The sequence below is a fragment of the Thalassobellus sediminis genome (assembly GCF_044386045.1).
Classification (GTDB): Bacteria; Bacteroidota; Bacteroidia; order Flavobacteriales; family Flavobacteriaceae; genus Thalassobellus; species Thalassobellus sediminis.
The window spans coordinates 597,078-613,871 of record NZ_JBISCD010000040.1; the positions used below are offsets into that span (position 1 = coordinate 597,078).

Annotated in this window: 15 protein-coding genes and 1 tRNA gene; 9 read left to right on the forward strand and 7 right to left on the reverse strand. The window is 31.7% G+C overall.

Features of this window, described 5'->3' with window-relative positions; genetic code table 11:
* Positions 1-15 precede the first annotated feature (15 nt).
* The 4 genes from ACH5TW_RS09245 (at position 16) to ACH5TW_RS09260 (ending at position 5,793) form a co-directional block, all read left to right on the forward strand.
* Entirely contained in the window at positions 16-1,392 is a 1,377-nt protein-coding gene (locus tag ACH5TW_RS09245; protein WP_439336213.1) for an OmpA family protein, read from the forward strand.
* A gap of 78 nt (positions 1,393-1,470) precedes the next feature.
* The gene (locus ACH5TW_RS09250) at positions 1,471-4,230 is read left to right on the forward strand and encodes a PD-(D/E)XK nuclease family protein (protein WP_439336214.1); all 2,760 of its coding nucleotides are present in this window, start codon (positions 1,471-1,473) and stop codon (positions 4,228-4,230) included.
* On the forward strand, positions 4,231-5,073 hold the full coding sequence (locus tag ACH5TW_RS09255; RefSeq protein ID WP_439336215.1) for an alpha/beta hydrolase family protein: 843 nt from the start codon (positions 4,231-4,233) through the stop codon (positions 5,071-5,073).
* Between the two features lie 3 nt (positions 5,074-5,076).
* Complete coding sequence (locus ACH5TW_RS09260) at positions 5,077-5,793, forward strand: NUDIX hydrolase (protein WP_439336216.1); 717 nt, start codon at positions 5,077-5,079, stop codon at positions 5,791-5,793.
* Positions 5,794-5,862: 69 nt separating this feature from the next.
* Here the strand turns inward: ACH5TW_RS09260 and ACH5TW_RS09265 are convergent, their stop codons facing one another.
* The 4 genes from ACH5TW_RS09265 to ACH5TW_RS09280 all read right to left on the reverse strand — a co-directional run bounded on the left by ACH5TW_RS09265 (position 5,863) and on the right by ACH5TW_RS09280 (position 9,715).
* A complete protein-coding gene (locus ACH5TW_RS09265) occupies positions 5,863-7,047 on the reverse strand; it encodes an aldose epimerase family protein (protein WP_439336217.1) in 1,185 nt (394 codons plus the stop codon).
* A gap of 42 nt (positions 7,048-7,089) precedes the next feature.
* Positions 7,090-8,646 (reverse strand): alpha-N-arabinofuranosidase, encoded by a 1,557-nt coding sequence (locus tag ACH5TW_RS09270; RefSeq protein WP_439336218.1) that lies wholly within the window; start codon positions 8,644-8,646, stop codon positions 7,090-7,092.
* Between the two features lie 195 nt (positions 8,647-8,841).
* A tRNA-Ala gene (locus ACH5TW_RS09275) sits at positions 8,842-8,915 on the reverse strand.
* Positions 8,916-8,920: 5 nt separating this feature from the next.
* Positions 8,921-9,715: a universal stress protein gene (locus tag ACH5TW_RS09280; protein WP_439336219.1), complete on the reverse strand. Its 795-nt coding sequence runs from the start codon at positions 9,713-9,715 to the stop codon at positions 8,921-8,923.
* Between the two features lie 59 nt (positions 9,716-9,774).
* Here ACH5TW_RS09280 and ACH5TW_RS09285 point away from each other — a divergent pair, with 59 nt between their 5' ends.
* From ACH5TW_RS09285 to ACH5TW_RS09305, 5 genes are all read left to right on the forward strand, one after another.
* Positions 9,775-10,275: a GNAT family N-acetyltransferase gene (locus ACH5TW_RS09285; RefSeq protein WP_439336220.1), complete on the forward strand. Its 501-nt coding sequence runs from the start codon at positions 9,775-9,777 to the stop codon at positions 10,273-10,275.
* On the forward strand, positions 10,272-11,606 hold the full coding sequence (locus ACH5TW_RS09290; RefSeq protein WP_439336221.1) for an MATE family efflux transporter: 1,335 nt from the start codon (positions 10,272-10,274) through the stop codon (positions 11,604-11,606). The genes ACH5TW_RS09285 and ACH5TW_RS09290 overlap by 4 nt, the downstream gene beginning before the upstream one ends.
* A gap of 37 nt (positions 11,607-11,643) precedes the next feature.
* A complete protein-coding gene (locus tag ACH5TW_RS09295; protein ID WP_439336222.1) occupies positions 11,644-11,820 on the forward strand; it encodes a hypothetical protein in 177 nt (58 codons plus the stop codon).
* A 203-nt stretch (positions 11,821-12,023) separates the two neighbouring features.
* Positions 12,024-12,476 carry a 6-pyruvoyl trahydropterin synthase family protein gene (locus ACH5TW_RS09300; protein WP_439336223.1) on the forward strand — a complete coding sequence of 151 codons (453 nt, stop codon included), beginning with the start codon at positions 12,024-12,026 and terminating at the stop codon, positions 12,474-12,476.
* Between the two features lie 148 nt (positions 12,477-12,624).
* Positions 12,625-13,377 carry a UDP-2,3-diacylglucosamine diphosphatase gene (locus tag ACH5TW_RS09305; protein ID WP_439336224.1) on the forward strand — a complete coding sequence of 251 codons (753 nt, stop codon included), beginning with the start codon at positions 12,625-12,627 and terminating at the stop codon, positions 13,375-13,377.
* Here ACH5TW_RS09305 and ACH5TW_RS09310 read toward each other — a convergent pair.
* From ACH5TW_RS09310 to ACH5TW_RS09320, 3 genes are read right to left on the reverse strand one after another with little or no spacing between them, the layout of a single operon-like run.
* Positions 13,374-14,645, reverse strand: coding sequence for an MFS transporter (locus ACH5TW_RS09310; protein ID WP_439336225.1), 1,272 nt, complete (start codon positions 14,643-14,645; stop codon positions 13,374-13,376). The two genes, ACH5TW_RS09305 and ACH5TW_RS09310, sit on opposite strands and share 4 nt — an antisense overlap.
* A 3-nt stretch (positions 14,646-14,648) precedes the next feature.
* Positions 14,649-16,343, reverse strand: coding sequence for a single-stranded-DNA-specific exonuclease RecJ (gene recJ / locus ACH5TW_RS09315; RefSeq protein ID WP_439336226.1), 1,695 nt, complete (start codon positions 16,341-16,343; stop codon positions 14,649-14,651).
* A gap of 2 nt (positions 16,344-16,345) precedes the next feature.
* The gene (locus ACH5TW_RS09320) at positions 16,346-16,768 is read right to left on the reverse strand and encodes an OsmC family protein (protein ID WP_439336227.1); all 423 of its coding nucleotides are present in this window, start codon (positions 16,766-16,768) and stop codon (positions 16,346-16,348) included.
* Positions 16,769-16,794 lie beyond the last annotated feature (26 nt).

Sequence of the window (16,794 nt, forward strand, 5' to 3'; positions counted from 1 at the left end):
ATTAAACTTTTGAATATGAAAAATCTTAGCAGATTATTGTTCGCTATGTTGCTTGTACTTGGTTATAGCAACGTTAATGCGCAAGACCAAAACAACCCATGGCAAATTAACATTGGGGCAAACGCTGTAGACGCTTATCCTAATGGAGATGGCGGTCTTTTTAGTGAAACTATTTTTGATGAATACTTCAATGTAACTGATCATTGGAATATCCTACCTTCTTTGTCAACTATCTCTGTTTCTAAATACGTTGGTGATGGTTTCTCTTTTGGAGTTGCTGGTTCATTAAATAAAATAGATAAATGGGGAGATATTAGTGGAGGCCCAGATGTAACTAACAAAGTAGATGATTTATCTTACTATGGTTTAGACGGTACTATCAAATATAATTTCTTAGAAGGAACGACTCTTGACCCTTACTTAGGAGTTGGCGGTGGATACACTTGGATTGATGAAGTTGGAGCTGGTACTTTAAACGGAACTCTTGGTTTAAATGTTTGGTTCAATGATAATGTTGGTTTAACAATTCAAACTTCATACAAACATGCTTTTGAAGATTATTTAACAACTCATTTCCAACATACTGCTGGTATCTCTATCAAATTTGGTGGGACTGATACTGACGGTGATGGTATATATGACAAAGACGATGCTTGTCCAGATGTTGCTGGTTTAGAAGCTTTCAACGGTTGTCCTGATACTGACGGTGATGGTATTGAAGATAGCAAAGATTCTTGCCCTAATGAAGCTGGTTTAGCTGAACTTAATGGTTGTCCTGATTCAGACGGTGACGGTGTTGCTGATAAAGATGATAGCTGTCCTACAGTAGCTGGATTGAAAGCTTTAGCTGGTTGCCCTGATGCTGATGGTGACGGTGTAACTGATGGAGATGATAAATGTCCAAATGTTGCTGGTCCTGCAGCAAACAATGGTTGTCCTTGGCCTGATACTGACGGAGATGGTGTTTTAGATAAAGACGATAAATGTCCAGACGTTAAAGGTACTGTTGCAAACAATGGTTGTCCTGAAGTAAGCGAAGAGGTTCAAGCAACTCTTAATGAATATGCTAAAACTATCTTATTTGATACAGGTAAAGCTTCTATCAAATCTCAATCTGAGGCTGTATTAGCTGATATTATTGCAATTCTAAAAGAATACCCTACAGCTAAATTTACTGTTGAGGGTCATACTGATAGCGTAGGTAGTGAAAAACTAAACCAAAGATTATCTGATTCTAGAGCTAATGCTGTTAAAGAATACTTAGTTAAAAATGGTATTGATGCTTTCAGACTTTCTGCACTTGGATATGGTGAAGCTAAACCAATCGATTCTAACAAGACTCGTAAAGGTAGAGCTAACAACAGACGTGTTGAAATTAACTTAGCAAAATAAAAAACTAGTAAATAGTTTTAATAAATAAGTTTTACAAAAAACGCTTCGGATATCCGAAGCGTTTTTTATTTTTATAGAATGACAACTTTCATTTTTGATGTTTTAAAAGATTTACAAAATAACCATGTAAATCTTTCTCAAGTAACTTTTGTACTTCCTAGTAAAAGAGCTGGTGTATTTTTAAAACATCAACTTTCAAAAACTACTAACCAAACCATTTTTTCTCCTGAGATTATTAGCATTGAAGAATTTGTTGAAGAACTCTCTAAACTAAAAACAGTTTCAAATACCGAACTCCTTTTTGAGTTTTATAATAGTTATACCAAATTAACAAAAAAAGAAAAACAGGATTCTTTTGAATCTTTTTCAAAATGGGCACAAATATTACTTCAAGATTTTAATGAAATAGACAGATACTTAATTCCTCAAGATAAAATATTTAATTATTTAAGTGCTATACAAGATTTAAAACACTGGTCTTTAGAAGAAGAAAAAACAGAGTTTGTAAAAAACTATTTATCCTTTTGGAATAAACTCTACAACTATTATAATCACTTTACAGAAGCGCTTTTAAATCAAAAGATAGGTTATCAAGGTTTAATCTATAGACAGGCAGTCAATAATTTAAAAACTTATATTAACAATAATTCTGAAAAGCAACATGTTTTTTTAGGCTTTAACGCTCTAAATACGGCAGAAGAAACCATAATACAAGAACTACTTGAAAACAAACTAGCAAAAACCTATTGGGATATAGATGCTGTTTTTATAAACAATCCTAAACATGATGCAGCTTTATTTACAAGAGAACACAAAACAAATTGGAAACACTTTGAAAACAATCCTTTTAATTGGGTAACTACTAATTATTCAAAAGAAAAAAATATCTCAATTTTTGGAATTCCAAAAAATATAGGACAAGCTAAATATATTGGATCCTTATTAAAATCAATAGAAAAAGAAAATAAGTCGCTACAAAATACAGCCGTAATTTTAGGTGATGAAAACTTATTAATTCCTGTATTAAATTCAATTCCTAAAAACATTGAAGCCCTAAATATAACCATGGGGTTTCCGTTAAAAAATATTCCTTTATCCTCGCTTTTTGAAGCCTTATTTCATATTCATAAAAACCAATCAAACACTTTCTATTATAAAGATGTTGTTAATATTCTATCGCATCAATTTATAAGACCTTTATTCTTAATTGACGATGTAGATTACTCATCACAAATAATAGAAACCATAGATGCTAATAATATTGTTTATTTAACAACAGTACGTTTAAAACAAATAGCAAAAAAGTCAAATAAAATTATTGATTTGTTATTTTCCAATTGGGAAACATCAATTGGTTTAGCTCTAAAAAACTGCTCACAATTAATACTAACCATAAAAAACTATTTAGATAGCGACAAAGATTCTAATATCCTTTCACTAGAGTATTTATTTCGTTTTAACGAATTATTCAATGAGCTTATAAGATTAAATACAGATTATAATCATATTAAAGATGTATCAACCTTATTTAGTATTTATAAAGAATTATTAAGCTCTGAAACTTTAGACTTTCAAGGCGAACCATTACAAGGTTTACAAATTATGGGCATGTTAGAATCTCGTGTTCTAGATTTTGAAACCGTTATTATATCATCTGTTAACGAAGGCGTACTTCCGTCAGGAAAAAGTAATAATTCTTTTATTCCTTTTGATGTTAAAATAGAAAACAGCTTACCTACTTATAAAGAAAAAGATGCGGTTTACACCTACCATTTTTATCGCCTTTTACAGCGCGCAAAAAACGTTTATATTCTTTACAATACGGAAGCCGATATTTTAACAGGTGGTGAAAAAAGCAGATTTATTACGCAATTAGAATTAGAAGGTATTCACCATATTAATCATCAAATAATAACGCCACAAGTTCCTGTAATTACACCTACTCTAAATGTTGTTGAAAAGACACCAGATTTACAATTAAAACTTAAAGAACTTGCTGAAAAAGGGTTTTCTCCATCATCGCTCACCAATTATATTAGGAATCCTATTGATTTTTATTATCAGAAAATTTTAAAAATTAGAGAACATAATGATGTTGAAGAAACTGTTGCAGCCAACACTTTAGGAACCGTTGTACATAATACTCTTGAAGATTTTTACAAACCATTAATAGGTTCGTTTTTATCGGTTGAAATTATCAAAAATCTTAAAAAAGATATTGATAAAACCGTAACACATCACTTTTCTGATGTTTATAAAGAAGGTGACATTACTAAAGGAAAAAATCTAATTATTTATGAAATTGCTAAACGCTATGTTTCTAATTTCTTAGACATGGAAATAAAAGAACTGAAAGCTGGTAACGAGATAAAAATACTTGCTATAGAATTAGAAAACAGAGTACAAATTGATATACCAGAATTAGATTTCCCGGTAATACTTACAGGAAAAGTAGATAGAGTAGACGCATACAATGGCATAACCCGAATAATAGATTATAAAACTGGACGTGTAGAACAAAATAAGGTAGAAGTTGTAAATTGGGAAGACATAAACACAGATTATACCAAATATAGCAAAAGCTTTCAAATACTAACTTATGCCTATATGATGCAACTTTCTAAAGATGTAAACCTTCCTATTGAAGCTGGTATTATTTCTTTTAAAAACTTAAGTGCTGGATTTTTAAAATTTGCTAAAAAGGATAAACCTGGTAATTATGCTAAAAAAGACACATTAATTACGAATGAAACCCTTGATAATTTTTATAAAGAACTGAAACATCTTATTTTAGAGATTTGTAATATTAATATTCCTTTTACAGAAAAAGAAGTGTAAATGATTTTAAAACAAAATTTTATAATTGAAGGCAAGCATCAAAAACCTATTTTGGTAGATGTTACGCAGCTTCAAAATAAAGCAAACCTACCAATTATCATATTTTGTCACGGCTATAAAGGCTTTAAAGATTGGGGCGCTTGGAATGTAATGGCAGAAGCTTATGCTAAAGCTAATTTCTGTTTTATAAAATTCAACTTTTCTCATAATGGCGGTACTATAGAACAGCCCATAGATTTTCCAGACCTTGAAGCTTTTGGGAATAATAATTACACAAAAGAATTAGACGATTTAGAATCTGTAATTAACTGGGTTTCTGAGAATGATACCATAAAGAATATTTCAAACATAACAAATATTAACTTAATAGGACACAGTAGAGCCGGAGGTATAGTTTCTATAAAAGCAGAAGAAAATAATCTAATTAAAAAAGTTATTAGTTTAGCAGGCGTTAGTAGTTTTGGTAAAAGAACATCAACAACAGGCGATTTAAAACAATGGAAAAAAGACGGTGTTAAATACGTCTTAAACGGACGAACAAAGCAACAAATGCCACATTATTATCAGTTTTACGAAGACTTTATAAAAAATGAAGAACGCCTAACTATAAAACGAGCAGTATCTAATTTAAGCATACCCCATTTAATAATTCATGGCACCAATGATACAAGCGTATTAATTGATGAAGCAAAAAACCTTCATAAATGGAATTCTAATAGCCAATTAAAACTTATAGAAGGTGCAAATCATGTTTTTGGAGGCCAACATCCTTGGAGCAAAGATTCATTACCAGATCATTTAAACCAAGTAATAAAAATAACCACAGACTTTTTAAAGCAATAAATAATGACAACTAAACAAATAACTAAAATTAATTGGTATGAAAATGCTGAAAAAATATTTATTGCTACAGATTGTATTATTTTCGGTTTTGATGAAGGCATTTTAAAACTTCTTGTTTTTGAAAGACTTGTAAATCCTTTAAAAGGCGAATTATCTCTTATTGGTAGTTTTGTAAAACCTAATGAAACAGCACCTCAAGCAGCTCATAGAGTTTTAAAAGAAATTACAGGACTTGATAATATTTTTATGGAAGAGCTAAAAACCTATACTGAGGTTGATAGAGATTCTGGAGCACGCTGTATATCTATTGGGCAATATGCTTTAATTCGCATAGATGAATACGACAAAGAACTTGTAGATAAACATGGAGCACTTTGGTATGAGGTTGATAAGCTTCCTAAGCTTGTTTTAGACCATAATGAAATGGTTGAAGACGCTTTAAACCGTTTACGTAGAAAATCTAAATTTTACCCTATTGGTATTGAATTATTACCAAAAAAGTTTACCATACCACAATTACAAAATCTTTATGAGGTCATTCATCAAAAGAAACTAGATTCTAGAAATTTTAGAAAAAAATTACTCTCTTTAAAGCTCCTTATTCCTTTAAACGAAAAGGATATGTCTGGCTCTAAAAAAGGGGCTTTTTTATATAAATTTGATTATAAAAAGTATAAAAAGTTAGAAGAAAATGGTTTTAATTTTTCTCTTTTTAAATAAAAATTAAAATCCCCGTAATGCTATCATTACGGGGATTTTTTATATAATATTTATTTAAATATTTACAATTTATTTTGCAGAAAATTTAAATGATGTTTTAGAAATATATTTCTCTCCAGGGTTTAATACCGTAGTAGGGAAATTTTCTTGATTTGGAGAATCTGGATAATGTTGTGTTTCTAAACAAAAACCTGTTCTATGTGCATAAGTCCCTCCTTGTTTGTTAGGTAATGTTCCATCTAAAAAGTTTCCTGTATATAATTGAATACCTGGCTCATCAGAATAAACATCTAAAAGTCTTCCGCTTTCTTTTTCATACGCAGATGCTACTAGTCTTACACCTACATTTTGATTATTTAACACCCAACAATGATCATAACCTAAGCCTCTTTCTAATTGTTCGTCTTTAACATTAATGTCTTTTCCAATAGCTTTTGGCACTCTAAAATCAAAAGGCGTATTTGTTACATCAGTCAATTCTCCTGTAGGAATTAATGTTGCATCAACTGGCACCAATTTATCTGCATTTATAGTAATTTCTTGATCTAATATTGTTTTAGAAAAATCGCCCGTTAAGTTAAAATATGAATGTTGTGTTAAATTTACAATCGTTTTCTTATCGGTAGTTGCTTCATACACTACTTGTAATTCATTATCATTTGTAAGTGTATAAGTTACTTTGGTTTCTAAATTACCCGGATAACCTTCTTCCATATCTTCACTTAAATACGTAAGCACTAATGATGCTGTGCTATCGGTTTTTGTTTCAGCAGCATTCCAAACTACTTTATCAAACCCTTTATCACCTCCATGTAAATGGTTAGCATCATTATTAGTTGCTAATGTATATTCAGTTCCATCCAATGAAAATTTACCTTTTGCAATTCGGTTACCGTATCTTCCTATTAAGGCTCCAAAAAATGGTGTTTCTTTTTCGTATTCTTCTAAAGAATTATACCCTAAAACAATATCTTTATAATTATTATTTCTATCTGGTGCTGTCCAAGAGGTAATAATGCCACCATAAGTAATGACACTAATTTCCATACCTTTTTCATTTTTCATTATATACTTATCTACGACAATACTATCTGATGTTACACCATAAGCTTCCTTTGAAATTGTTACCATGTTTACTGTTTTATTTTGAGGAATTACTTCTGTATCTTTTTTCTTATCACTTTTACATTGTACACTTAAAAGCGCTATTCCCATTAATGAAAAAGCATAGATACTATTTTTTAATCTATTCATAATATACTTTTTTTATTTAGCTGATTTATTTTAAAATACTGATTATTTTTTTCCTTCTAAAACAATAACCGAAAAAGGAGGTACTACAACATGAAGCTTTCCATTTTTAATTTTAAACCCTTTATAATTGGTTGGTTGTATGTTTTCAGGATTATCAAAAGAATTATAATCTTGTAGTTTTTTTGAACTAATAATAGATGCTGAAACGTTTTTAATACTAAATTCTTTTAAATCAATTTCTATTATATTTTCTTTATTAGCATCAATATTCACTAAAGAAATATGTATAAACTCGTTAGCATCTTTTGAAGCAGAAACCGATATTGCAGGAAGTGATTTTCCGCTATAATTATACATTGGAGATTCAAAGATTAATGGCAGCAACTTAGCATCTTGATGAACCGCATACATTTGCATGACATAATATGTTGGTGTTAAAATCATTTTAGCTTTGTCTGTTAGAATAACAGCTTGTAAAACATTTACAGTTTGTGCTAAATTTGCCATACGCACTCTATCGGCGTGATTATTAAAAATATTAAGCGTAACACCTGCTAAAACAGCATCTCTCATGGTGTTTTGTTGATATAAAAACCCTGGATTTGTTCCTTCTTCAACACTATACCATCCACCCCATTCATCCACTACCAAATCAATTTTTTTCTTTGGATCGTATTTATCCATAATGGCAGCATGCTTTGTAACTAGCTCTTCCATTTTTAAAGCCTCAGTCATTGTTGCAAAATATTGATCTTCAGTAAAACTTACCGCATCTCCTTTATTTTTCCAATCTATAACCGAATAATGATGCAATGCTAAACCTCCTAGCATATTATTAGGAATATTTTTCATCAAAGTTTCTGTCCATTCATAATCATCACTACTTGCACCAGATGCAATCCGCTTTAATCCACCAGTATTATTCCAATCTGATATAAAAGTGGCGTATTTTCTATATTCGTTTGCATAATAACTTGCTGTCATGTTTCCTCCACAACCCCATGCTTCATTTCCAATGCCCCAATATTTTACTTTCCAAGGTTCGCTTCTTCCATTTTTTTTACGTAAATCGCTCATTGGGCTTTTACCTCCAAAGTTGGTGTATTGAACCCAATCTGCTAATTCTTGAACGGTACCACTTCCCACATTACCTGATAAATAAGGTTCTGTCTCTAGTAGTTCACACATATTTAAAAAATCATGTGTTCCAAAACTATTATCTTCGGTTACTCCACCCCACCATTGATTTACGATAGTTGGCCTACCTTCTTGAGGGCCTATACCATCTTTCCAATGATAGGTATCTGCAAAACAGCCTCCAGGCCAACGTAAATTAGGAATTTTTAAAGCTTTTAAAGCTTCAATAATATCATTTCGTACACCATTAGTATTTGCTATTTTAGAAGTGTCTCCAACAAAAAAGCCATCATAAATACAACGCCCTAAGTGTTCTGCAAAATGACCATAAATATGTTTATTTATAACTGGAGAATCCTCACTATTATTTATTGTTAATTTTGTAATCTTTTCTTGAGAATAGACTGTTAAAATTGAAACAAAAAAGATTACTAAAAATTTAAAAAAAACTGTTTTAAACATAATCATGCCATTGGTTTTAACTCTATGAATCTGAAATTTTATTTAACACTATTTATAAGTGTCATAAAAACATTTATAAATTACTTAAAAATAAATAACATATCCAAAAATATGTTAATCGAACTCAAAAATTTATTAATTCAACACTAAAATAAAAAAGCTCCAAAAGTCTGAACTTCTGAAGCTTTTAAAACGTGGAGAAGATGGGATTCGAACCCACGACCTCTTGACTGCCAGTCAAGCGCTCTAGCCAACTGAGCTACATCCCCAATTATTATTTCAAACCTCTTAAAACTAAAACAGGTCTTTTACTATGGAAATCCTTTTTAAGTATCGTATTTTTTTCCCACTTCTTAGTAAAGAAACCTCTCTTGCGTCTTACCACGCATAACAAGTCTGGATTATGGGTTTGAAAATGTTCTAAAGCACCTTGAAATGTAGTTGCATTTTCACTTTGTGTTGTAGTTGAAACAATATTGTTTAAAGTCTCAGTAACCTCAAAATCACCATCATTATAATACATTGTTTTAACTAACAATAAATTAACAACAGCCTCAAAATTATTCTTTATATCGATTAATTGACCTAAAGCATTTTCCTTTTTTATAATAGCCGATTTTAATGCCAATAAAATACTTTTTATAGGTCTAAAAACATAACCTTCTGGAACTATAAGCGCCGGTATTTGTGTTTGTTTTATAATTTTCCCCGATGTTTTTCCTAAAAAGACTTCATCTTTAATAGAATTTGTTCTCGGTTCTACCAAAATCAAATCAATATTCGCAGTTTTACAGGCTAACTCTAAGGTAGGAATTAATTTTCCTTTTAAAACCCGAACCGCAACATCAACACTTTTAGTATCAATTTTAGAAACCAAATTATTTAAAAACTCTTTGCTTTCACGTTCAATAATATGGTCAACCTTAATCATGGTTCCTGCTTTCGTATACACATTGTATACTTGCACAATAAAAAGTTTTGCCCCAAAAGCTTCTGCAAAGTCTACGGCATACTGTAAATGACTTAATGCATTTTTTGACGATCCTACAGGAACTAAAATATTCTTCATATCTATAAAGTTTGATAGCTAAATTTACAATAAATTTGGCGTAAAAGTAAAACTTTTAAATGATTCGGAAAGCAACCGCTTTAGATATTAAAAATCTAATCTTAATTACAAAAGCTTGCGCTAGTAATTTAATTGATAAAAATATTTATCAATGGAATGCCGTATATCCTAATAAAGAAGCCTTTATTAAAGATCTTAACCGAAATGAATTATATGTTTTAGACATAGAAAACACTGTTATTGGATGCATAACTATATCAACTTTTATGGATGATGTATACAAGCCTGTGTTATGGCTTGTTAAAAACAACAATAATATTTACATACATCGATTAGCTATTCACCCAAAACACCAAGGACAAGGTTATGCACAACAACTCATGCAATACGCAGAAGATTATGCTGTAAAAAACAATGCCGCTTCTATAAGATTAGATACCTTTTCGCAAAATACACGGAATTTGAAATTTTATGAACGTCGTGGTTACAAACAATTAGCTCCTATTTATTTTCCTAATCAAAGTAAACATCCGTTTTACTGTTACGAACTTGTTTTATGAGTACAAACATCAGTTTAAAACATATTAACAAATTAGCTATTCCTGCTTTAATTTCTGGAATATCAGAACCCATCTTATCTATTACAGACACCGCTATTGTTGGAAATATTAACGGTAACGCCACCGAATCGTTAGCAGCCGTAGGCATTGTTGGTGCCTTCATTTCTATGTTGGTTTGGGTATTAGGGCAAACACGAAGTGCCATTTCGTCTATAGTATCTCAATATGTAGGTGCTAATAATCTAGAAAAAATTAAAAACTTACCAGCTCAAGCCATTTTTATAATTACATCATTAAGTGTTTTAATTATTATAATAACCTATCCTTTTGCTGAAAGCATTTTTAAACTATATAACGCATCAGACCTCATTTTAGAATACAGTATAGACTATTATAAAATTCGTGTTTTCGGTTTTCCTTTTTCCTTATTTACTATTGCTATTTTCGGAACTTTTAGAGGCTTACAAAACACCTATTACCCCATGATTATTGCCATTATTGGCGCCTTCATAAATATTGTTTTAGACTATATTCTTGTATTTGGCATTCAAAATTACATCCCTGCAATGCATATAAAAGGTGCTGCTTACGCTAGTCTTGTTGCACAATGTATAATGGCACTATTATCGGCATATTATTTACTTAAAAAAACAAGTATTCCTTTAAAATTAAGCTTTCCTTTAAACAAGGAAATTAACCGATTCATCATCATGATTCTAAATTTAATTGTTAGAACCATAGCACTAAACACAACGCTTTATTTTGCTACACGCTTTGCCACAGGTTACGGAGCAGCATATATTGCAGCCTATACTATAGCCATAAACCTATGGTTTTTTGGCGCTTTTTTTATCGACGGTTATGCTAGTGCAGGTAATATTTTATCTGGAAAATTATTAGGAGCTAAAGACTATAGTTCCCTTCTAAAACTAAGCACTAAATTAATTAAATACGGTATTGTTATTGGCATTGCTATGGCTATAACTGGAGCTATTTTCTATTACCCTTTAGGGCGCCTTTTTTCTAAAGACCCTGAAGTTTTAAGTCTGTTTTACAATTCGTTTTGGTTAGTTCTTATCATGCAACCTATATGCGCTTTAGCTTTTATTTTTGACGGTATTTTTAAAGGCTTAGGCAAAATGATGCATTTAAGAAATGTACTGCTGTTTTCTACATTCATAGTTTTTATACCCATTCTTTTTTGGCTAGATAGTATTGGTTACAAACTACACGGTATTTTTATAGCACTTTCCTTCTGGATGATTGCAAGAGGTATCCCGCTAATTATAAAATTCAGAAAAACATTTACACAGCTTTCACAAAACAATTAACTTTGTAATAAACAAGTTCAATAACTAAACTAATAATATGCAGCTATTTATTGCTTTGCTACAAGACATTAACATTGAAGAAAAAATTCAAAACGCACCTAGTAAAGAATATGAAATAGGTGTTTTTATTGGCTCGATGTTGCCTTTTGTGGTTCTAGTATTATTAGCTTATGCAATTTACAGATATAATAAAAACAGAATTAATAAAGACTAATTATGGACATCATGTCATTTTTAAGCGGAAACGGATTGTTTCTAGTACTAGCCCTAGTTTTAATAATTGTTTATGTTGTAAACAGACGAAAACGCAGATAATTATCTAGTTTATAAGCAAAATAAATAGATACTTCTAAGCATAAAGAAAACCATTTGCTTTAGCAAAATGAATATCTTTGTATTTTTAAACTATACTTTATAATGAGTGGTATTCGCATAACAAAACAATTCTCTTTCGAAACGGGTCATGCCCTTTATGGCTACGACGGTAAATGCAAAAACGTCCATGGCCATAGCTACAAACTTTCTGTCACTGTTTTTGGCAAACCTATTTCAGATAAAAACCATGTAAAGTATGGTATGGTTATCGATTTTGGAGACCTTAAAAAAATTGTAAAAGAAGAAATTGTAGATGTTTTCGACCACGCCACCGTTTTCAATAAAAACACACCGCATGTAGAACTTGCAAAAGAACTTCAAGACCGCGGACACAATGTATTACTGGTAGATTATCAACCAACAAGCGAAATGATGGTCATCGATTTTTCAAAAAAAATAAAGAAACGCCTGCCATCACATATTGCTTTACACTCTTTAAAACTACAGGAAACCGATAGCTCTTTTGCCGAATGGTTTGCTTTCGATAACGTTTAGGGCGTTACCCTAAAGGGTCGGGCTTTCACAAGTCGCGCTCTGCGAGGCGCTCCAACAATTGCTCAATCCCTAACGCAAACCCATCTGCGAAGTATAGTTCTAATACAAATATTCGTGTATTCGTGGCTAATTTATTTATATTTACAACATGCAAATTCCAAAAGGAAAAAAAATATATTTCGCTTCAGATAACCATTTAGGAGCTCCTACACAAGAAGCTTCTCGTCCGCGCGAAAAAAAATTCGTAGCATGGTTAGACGAAATAAAGCATGATGCAGCTGCCATTTTCCTTCTAGGCGATTTATTCGATTTTTGGTTCGAATACAAAACAGTTGTTCCAAAAGGATTCACCAGAACCTTAGGTAAACTTGCCGAAATATCAGATTCTGGAATTCCAATTCACTATTTTGTTGGCAACCACGACTTATGGATGAACGGCTATTTTGAAGAAGAACTAAACATTCCTGTTTACCACAAACCCAAAGAGTTTACTTTTAACGATAAAACATTTTTTATAGGTCATGGCGACGGTTTAGGTCCTGGCGACAAAGGCTATAAACGCATGAAAAAGGTATTTATTAGTCCGTTTTTTAAATGGCTTTTTAAATGGGGACACCCAGATATTGGCATGCGTATCGCACAATATTTATCAGTTAAAAACAAATTGATTTCTGGTGACGATGATGCTAAATTTCTTGGAGAAGAAAACGAATGGTTAGCCATTTACTGTAAACGAAAACTTGAAGAAAAACATCGTGATTATTTTGTGTTTGGTCACCGGCATTTACCGCTAGAAATGAATCTAAACGACAATTCAAAATACATCAATCTAGGCGATTGGATTCAGTATTACACCTATGGTACTTTTGATGGCGAACATTTTGAGTTGAAGAAATATTAAGCATCTTCATTCTCATGAGCCTCAATATCCTTAGTTAAGTCTAAGTTTCTAAGTGTTTTGTTCTTAGCACCAATAGTTAAAACAGTAATTAAAGTCATAGTGCCTCCAAAAACTACAGCAGCTACAGGTCCTAATAATTTAGCAGCTAAACCACTTTCAAAAGCACCTAATTCGTTAGAAGATCCAACAAACATAGAATTAACAGAAGATACGCGTCCACGCATGTCATCTGGTGTTTTTATTTGTAAAATAGTTTGACGAATTATCATAGAAACACCATCAACAGCACCACTTATAAACAACATCAATACACTTACCCAAAACACTTTAGACAAGCCAAAACCAATCATACTTAAGCCAAATATAAAAATAGAAATAAGCAGTTTTTTACCTGTATTTTTACTTATAGGAATGTAAGTAGTCACAAACATAGTAATAATGCTTCCCAAAGATATTGAAGCATTTAAAATACCTAAACCTTGACTTCCAACTTCTAAAATATCTTGTGCAAAAATAACTAGAATAGCAACCGTTCCTCCAAATAAAACCGCAATCATATCCAACGTTAAAGCACCCAATATAGCCTTGTTTTGAAACACAAATCGAATGCCAACCTTTAAACTCTCTTTTACCGATTCGCCAATTTTTTTATTTAAAATAGGCTTCTTTTTAATTAGAAAAACCAAAGCAAACGATATCAATACTAAAATAAAAACCAGACATAAAGTATAATCTGCTCCTATCCAATGAATAAAAAACCCTCCAAAAAGAGCACCTAAAACAGCTGCTGTTTTCCAAATACTTGTACTCCATGTAGCGGCATTTGGATATATTTTTTTAGGTACAATTAAGGCTATTAAAGAAAAAATAGTGGGGCCGAAAAAGGCACGTAAAAAACCACCAAAAAAAACAAGTGCATAAACAGAATATAAAATAGCATTTGTTGACCAATTATCAACAACGCCATCAGTGGTTAATAAAAACAACCCTAAACTAATAAAAGAAAAGGCGGCGATACAAATTGCTAATAGATTTCGTTTTTCTTTTTGATCTACAATATGACCTGCAAAAGGTGCCATAAAAAATGCTGGAATAAATTCGCAGGCTCCTATTAAAGCCAAATTCCATGGGTTTTTTGTTAAACTATAAACCTCCCATTCAATAACAATAAATTGCATAGACCATCCAAAAACTAAAAATAATCGCAACAATAAAAAAATGTTGAATTCTTTAATTCGTAATGCTGCGTAGGGATCTGTTTTTGCCATAATTTATTCCTTAATATCTCGCAATTTCAATTGAAGTGATACATTTCCTTGCCATTCATTTTCATCAATAGAATACACAGCTCTAAATGGTTTTTTATCAGAAATAAGTTCAAGCTTATCTCCCATACTAAAACCAATACAGACTATCTTAGTAGAAGCTTCTGCTTGGGTAACCGTTAATCTTAAATGGGTTTTATCTTCGCCAACACATTTTCCATAACCCGTATCAATTAAATTTTCAGTCATAAAAACAGGCGTCATATTACTAGGACCAAAAGGAGCAAATTGTTTTAAAATTCTATAAAACTTAGGCGTAATATCATCCAATTCAATTAGAGTGTCTATCTTAATTTCTGGAGTTAATAAATTTCTATCAATAGTTTTAGAAACCTCATCTTCAAAAGCCTGTTTAAAAGCTTCATAATTTTCTTCTTTCAGCGTTAAACCCGCTGCGTATTTATGCCCTCCAAATTGCTCAATATGTTCGCTACAAGCTTCCAAAGCATTGTAAACATCAAAACCTTTTACAGATCGTGCCGAGGCAGCTAACTTATCGCCACTTCTTGTAAAAACCAAAGTAGGTCTGTAATAGGTTTCTGTTAATCTAGAAGCCACAATACCAATAACACCTTTATGCCAATCTTCATGGTAAACAACAGTAGTAAGGCGGTTCTGTTCTTTTTGCTCTTCAATTTGCTTAAGAGCTTCTTTTGTAATTTCTTTATCAATTTCACGTCTATCAAGATTATATTCATTAATCTCAGCAGCATAATTCGTTGCTAAATCTTCTTCTTCTTCAACTAATAAAGTCACCGCATAATTACCATGCTTCATGCGCCCAGCCGCGTTAATACGAGGTGCTACAATAAATACAACATCGGTAATAGTAAGTTCTGCCTTTTTTACTTGAGCTAAAATAGCTTTAATACCTGGTCTAGGTTTTGTATTTATAACCATTAATCCAAAATAAGCCAAAACTCTATTTTCGCCATCAATAGGAACAATATCGGCGCCAATTGCTGTTGCTACTAAATCTAAATATTCACTTAAATCTTCGGCTGTTTTACCTTCTTTTGAAGCTAATGCTTGAATTAACTTAAAACCAACACCACAACCACATAACTCTTTATACGGGTAATTACAATCGTCTTGCTTAGGATCTAAAACAGCAACGGCATCTGGAACTTCAGCTCCTGGCCTATGATGATCGCAAATAATAAAATCGACACCTAAGGTTTTGGCATGCGCCACTTTTTCTACGGCTTTTATACCACAGTCAAGAGCAATAATTAGCGAAAAATCATTTTCTTGTGCAAAATTGATTCCTTTATAAGAGATACCATAACCCTCATCATATCTGTTAGGAATATAGGTATAAACTAAATTGTGTTTTGTTTTTAAGTACGACGCCATTAAAGCTACCGATGTGGTACCATCAACATCATAATCGCCATAAACCAAAATATTTTCTTTATTGGCAATCGCTTTTTCAATGCGTGCGACTGCCTTATCCATATCCTTCATTAAGAACGGATCGTGTAAATCTTCAAAACTAGGTCTAAAAAAACGTTTAGCATCTTCATAGTTTTCAATACCTCGCTGCAATAATAAAGTTGTAGTAACGTCGTCTACCTGAAGTGCTTCTTTTAAAACTTTAAGTTTTTCGGGTTGTGGTTTTGGTTTTAGCGTCCAACGCATTTCTAAGAATTATGAAAATGAGTTTCTACGGTTAATTCTGAAAATTGGCGAAACATTTCCATTACGCCACAATATTTTTCAACAGATAAATCAACTGCTTTTTGAAGCTTTTTTTCATTTAAATCATTTCCATAAAAATGAAAACTCATCACTACTTTATCGTAAAATTTTGGATGCTCATCAGTTAAATTAGCTTCAATATCAATTTTAAAATCTTCAACCTCTAGCTTCATTTTTTTTATTAACGAGGCTACATCTAAGCCTGAACAACCTGCCAATCCAGAAAGCATTAATGCTTTTGGACGATAACCTTCTCCTTTACCTCCATTTTCTTCTCCAGCATCTATAAATAAATTATGCCCCGACGGGTTTGTACTTTCAAACTTCATGGCTCCTAACCACTTAGTACTAATTTGAACTGCCATTTTTAAAAATATTTTGTTACTTGTAG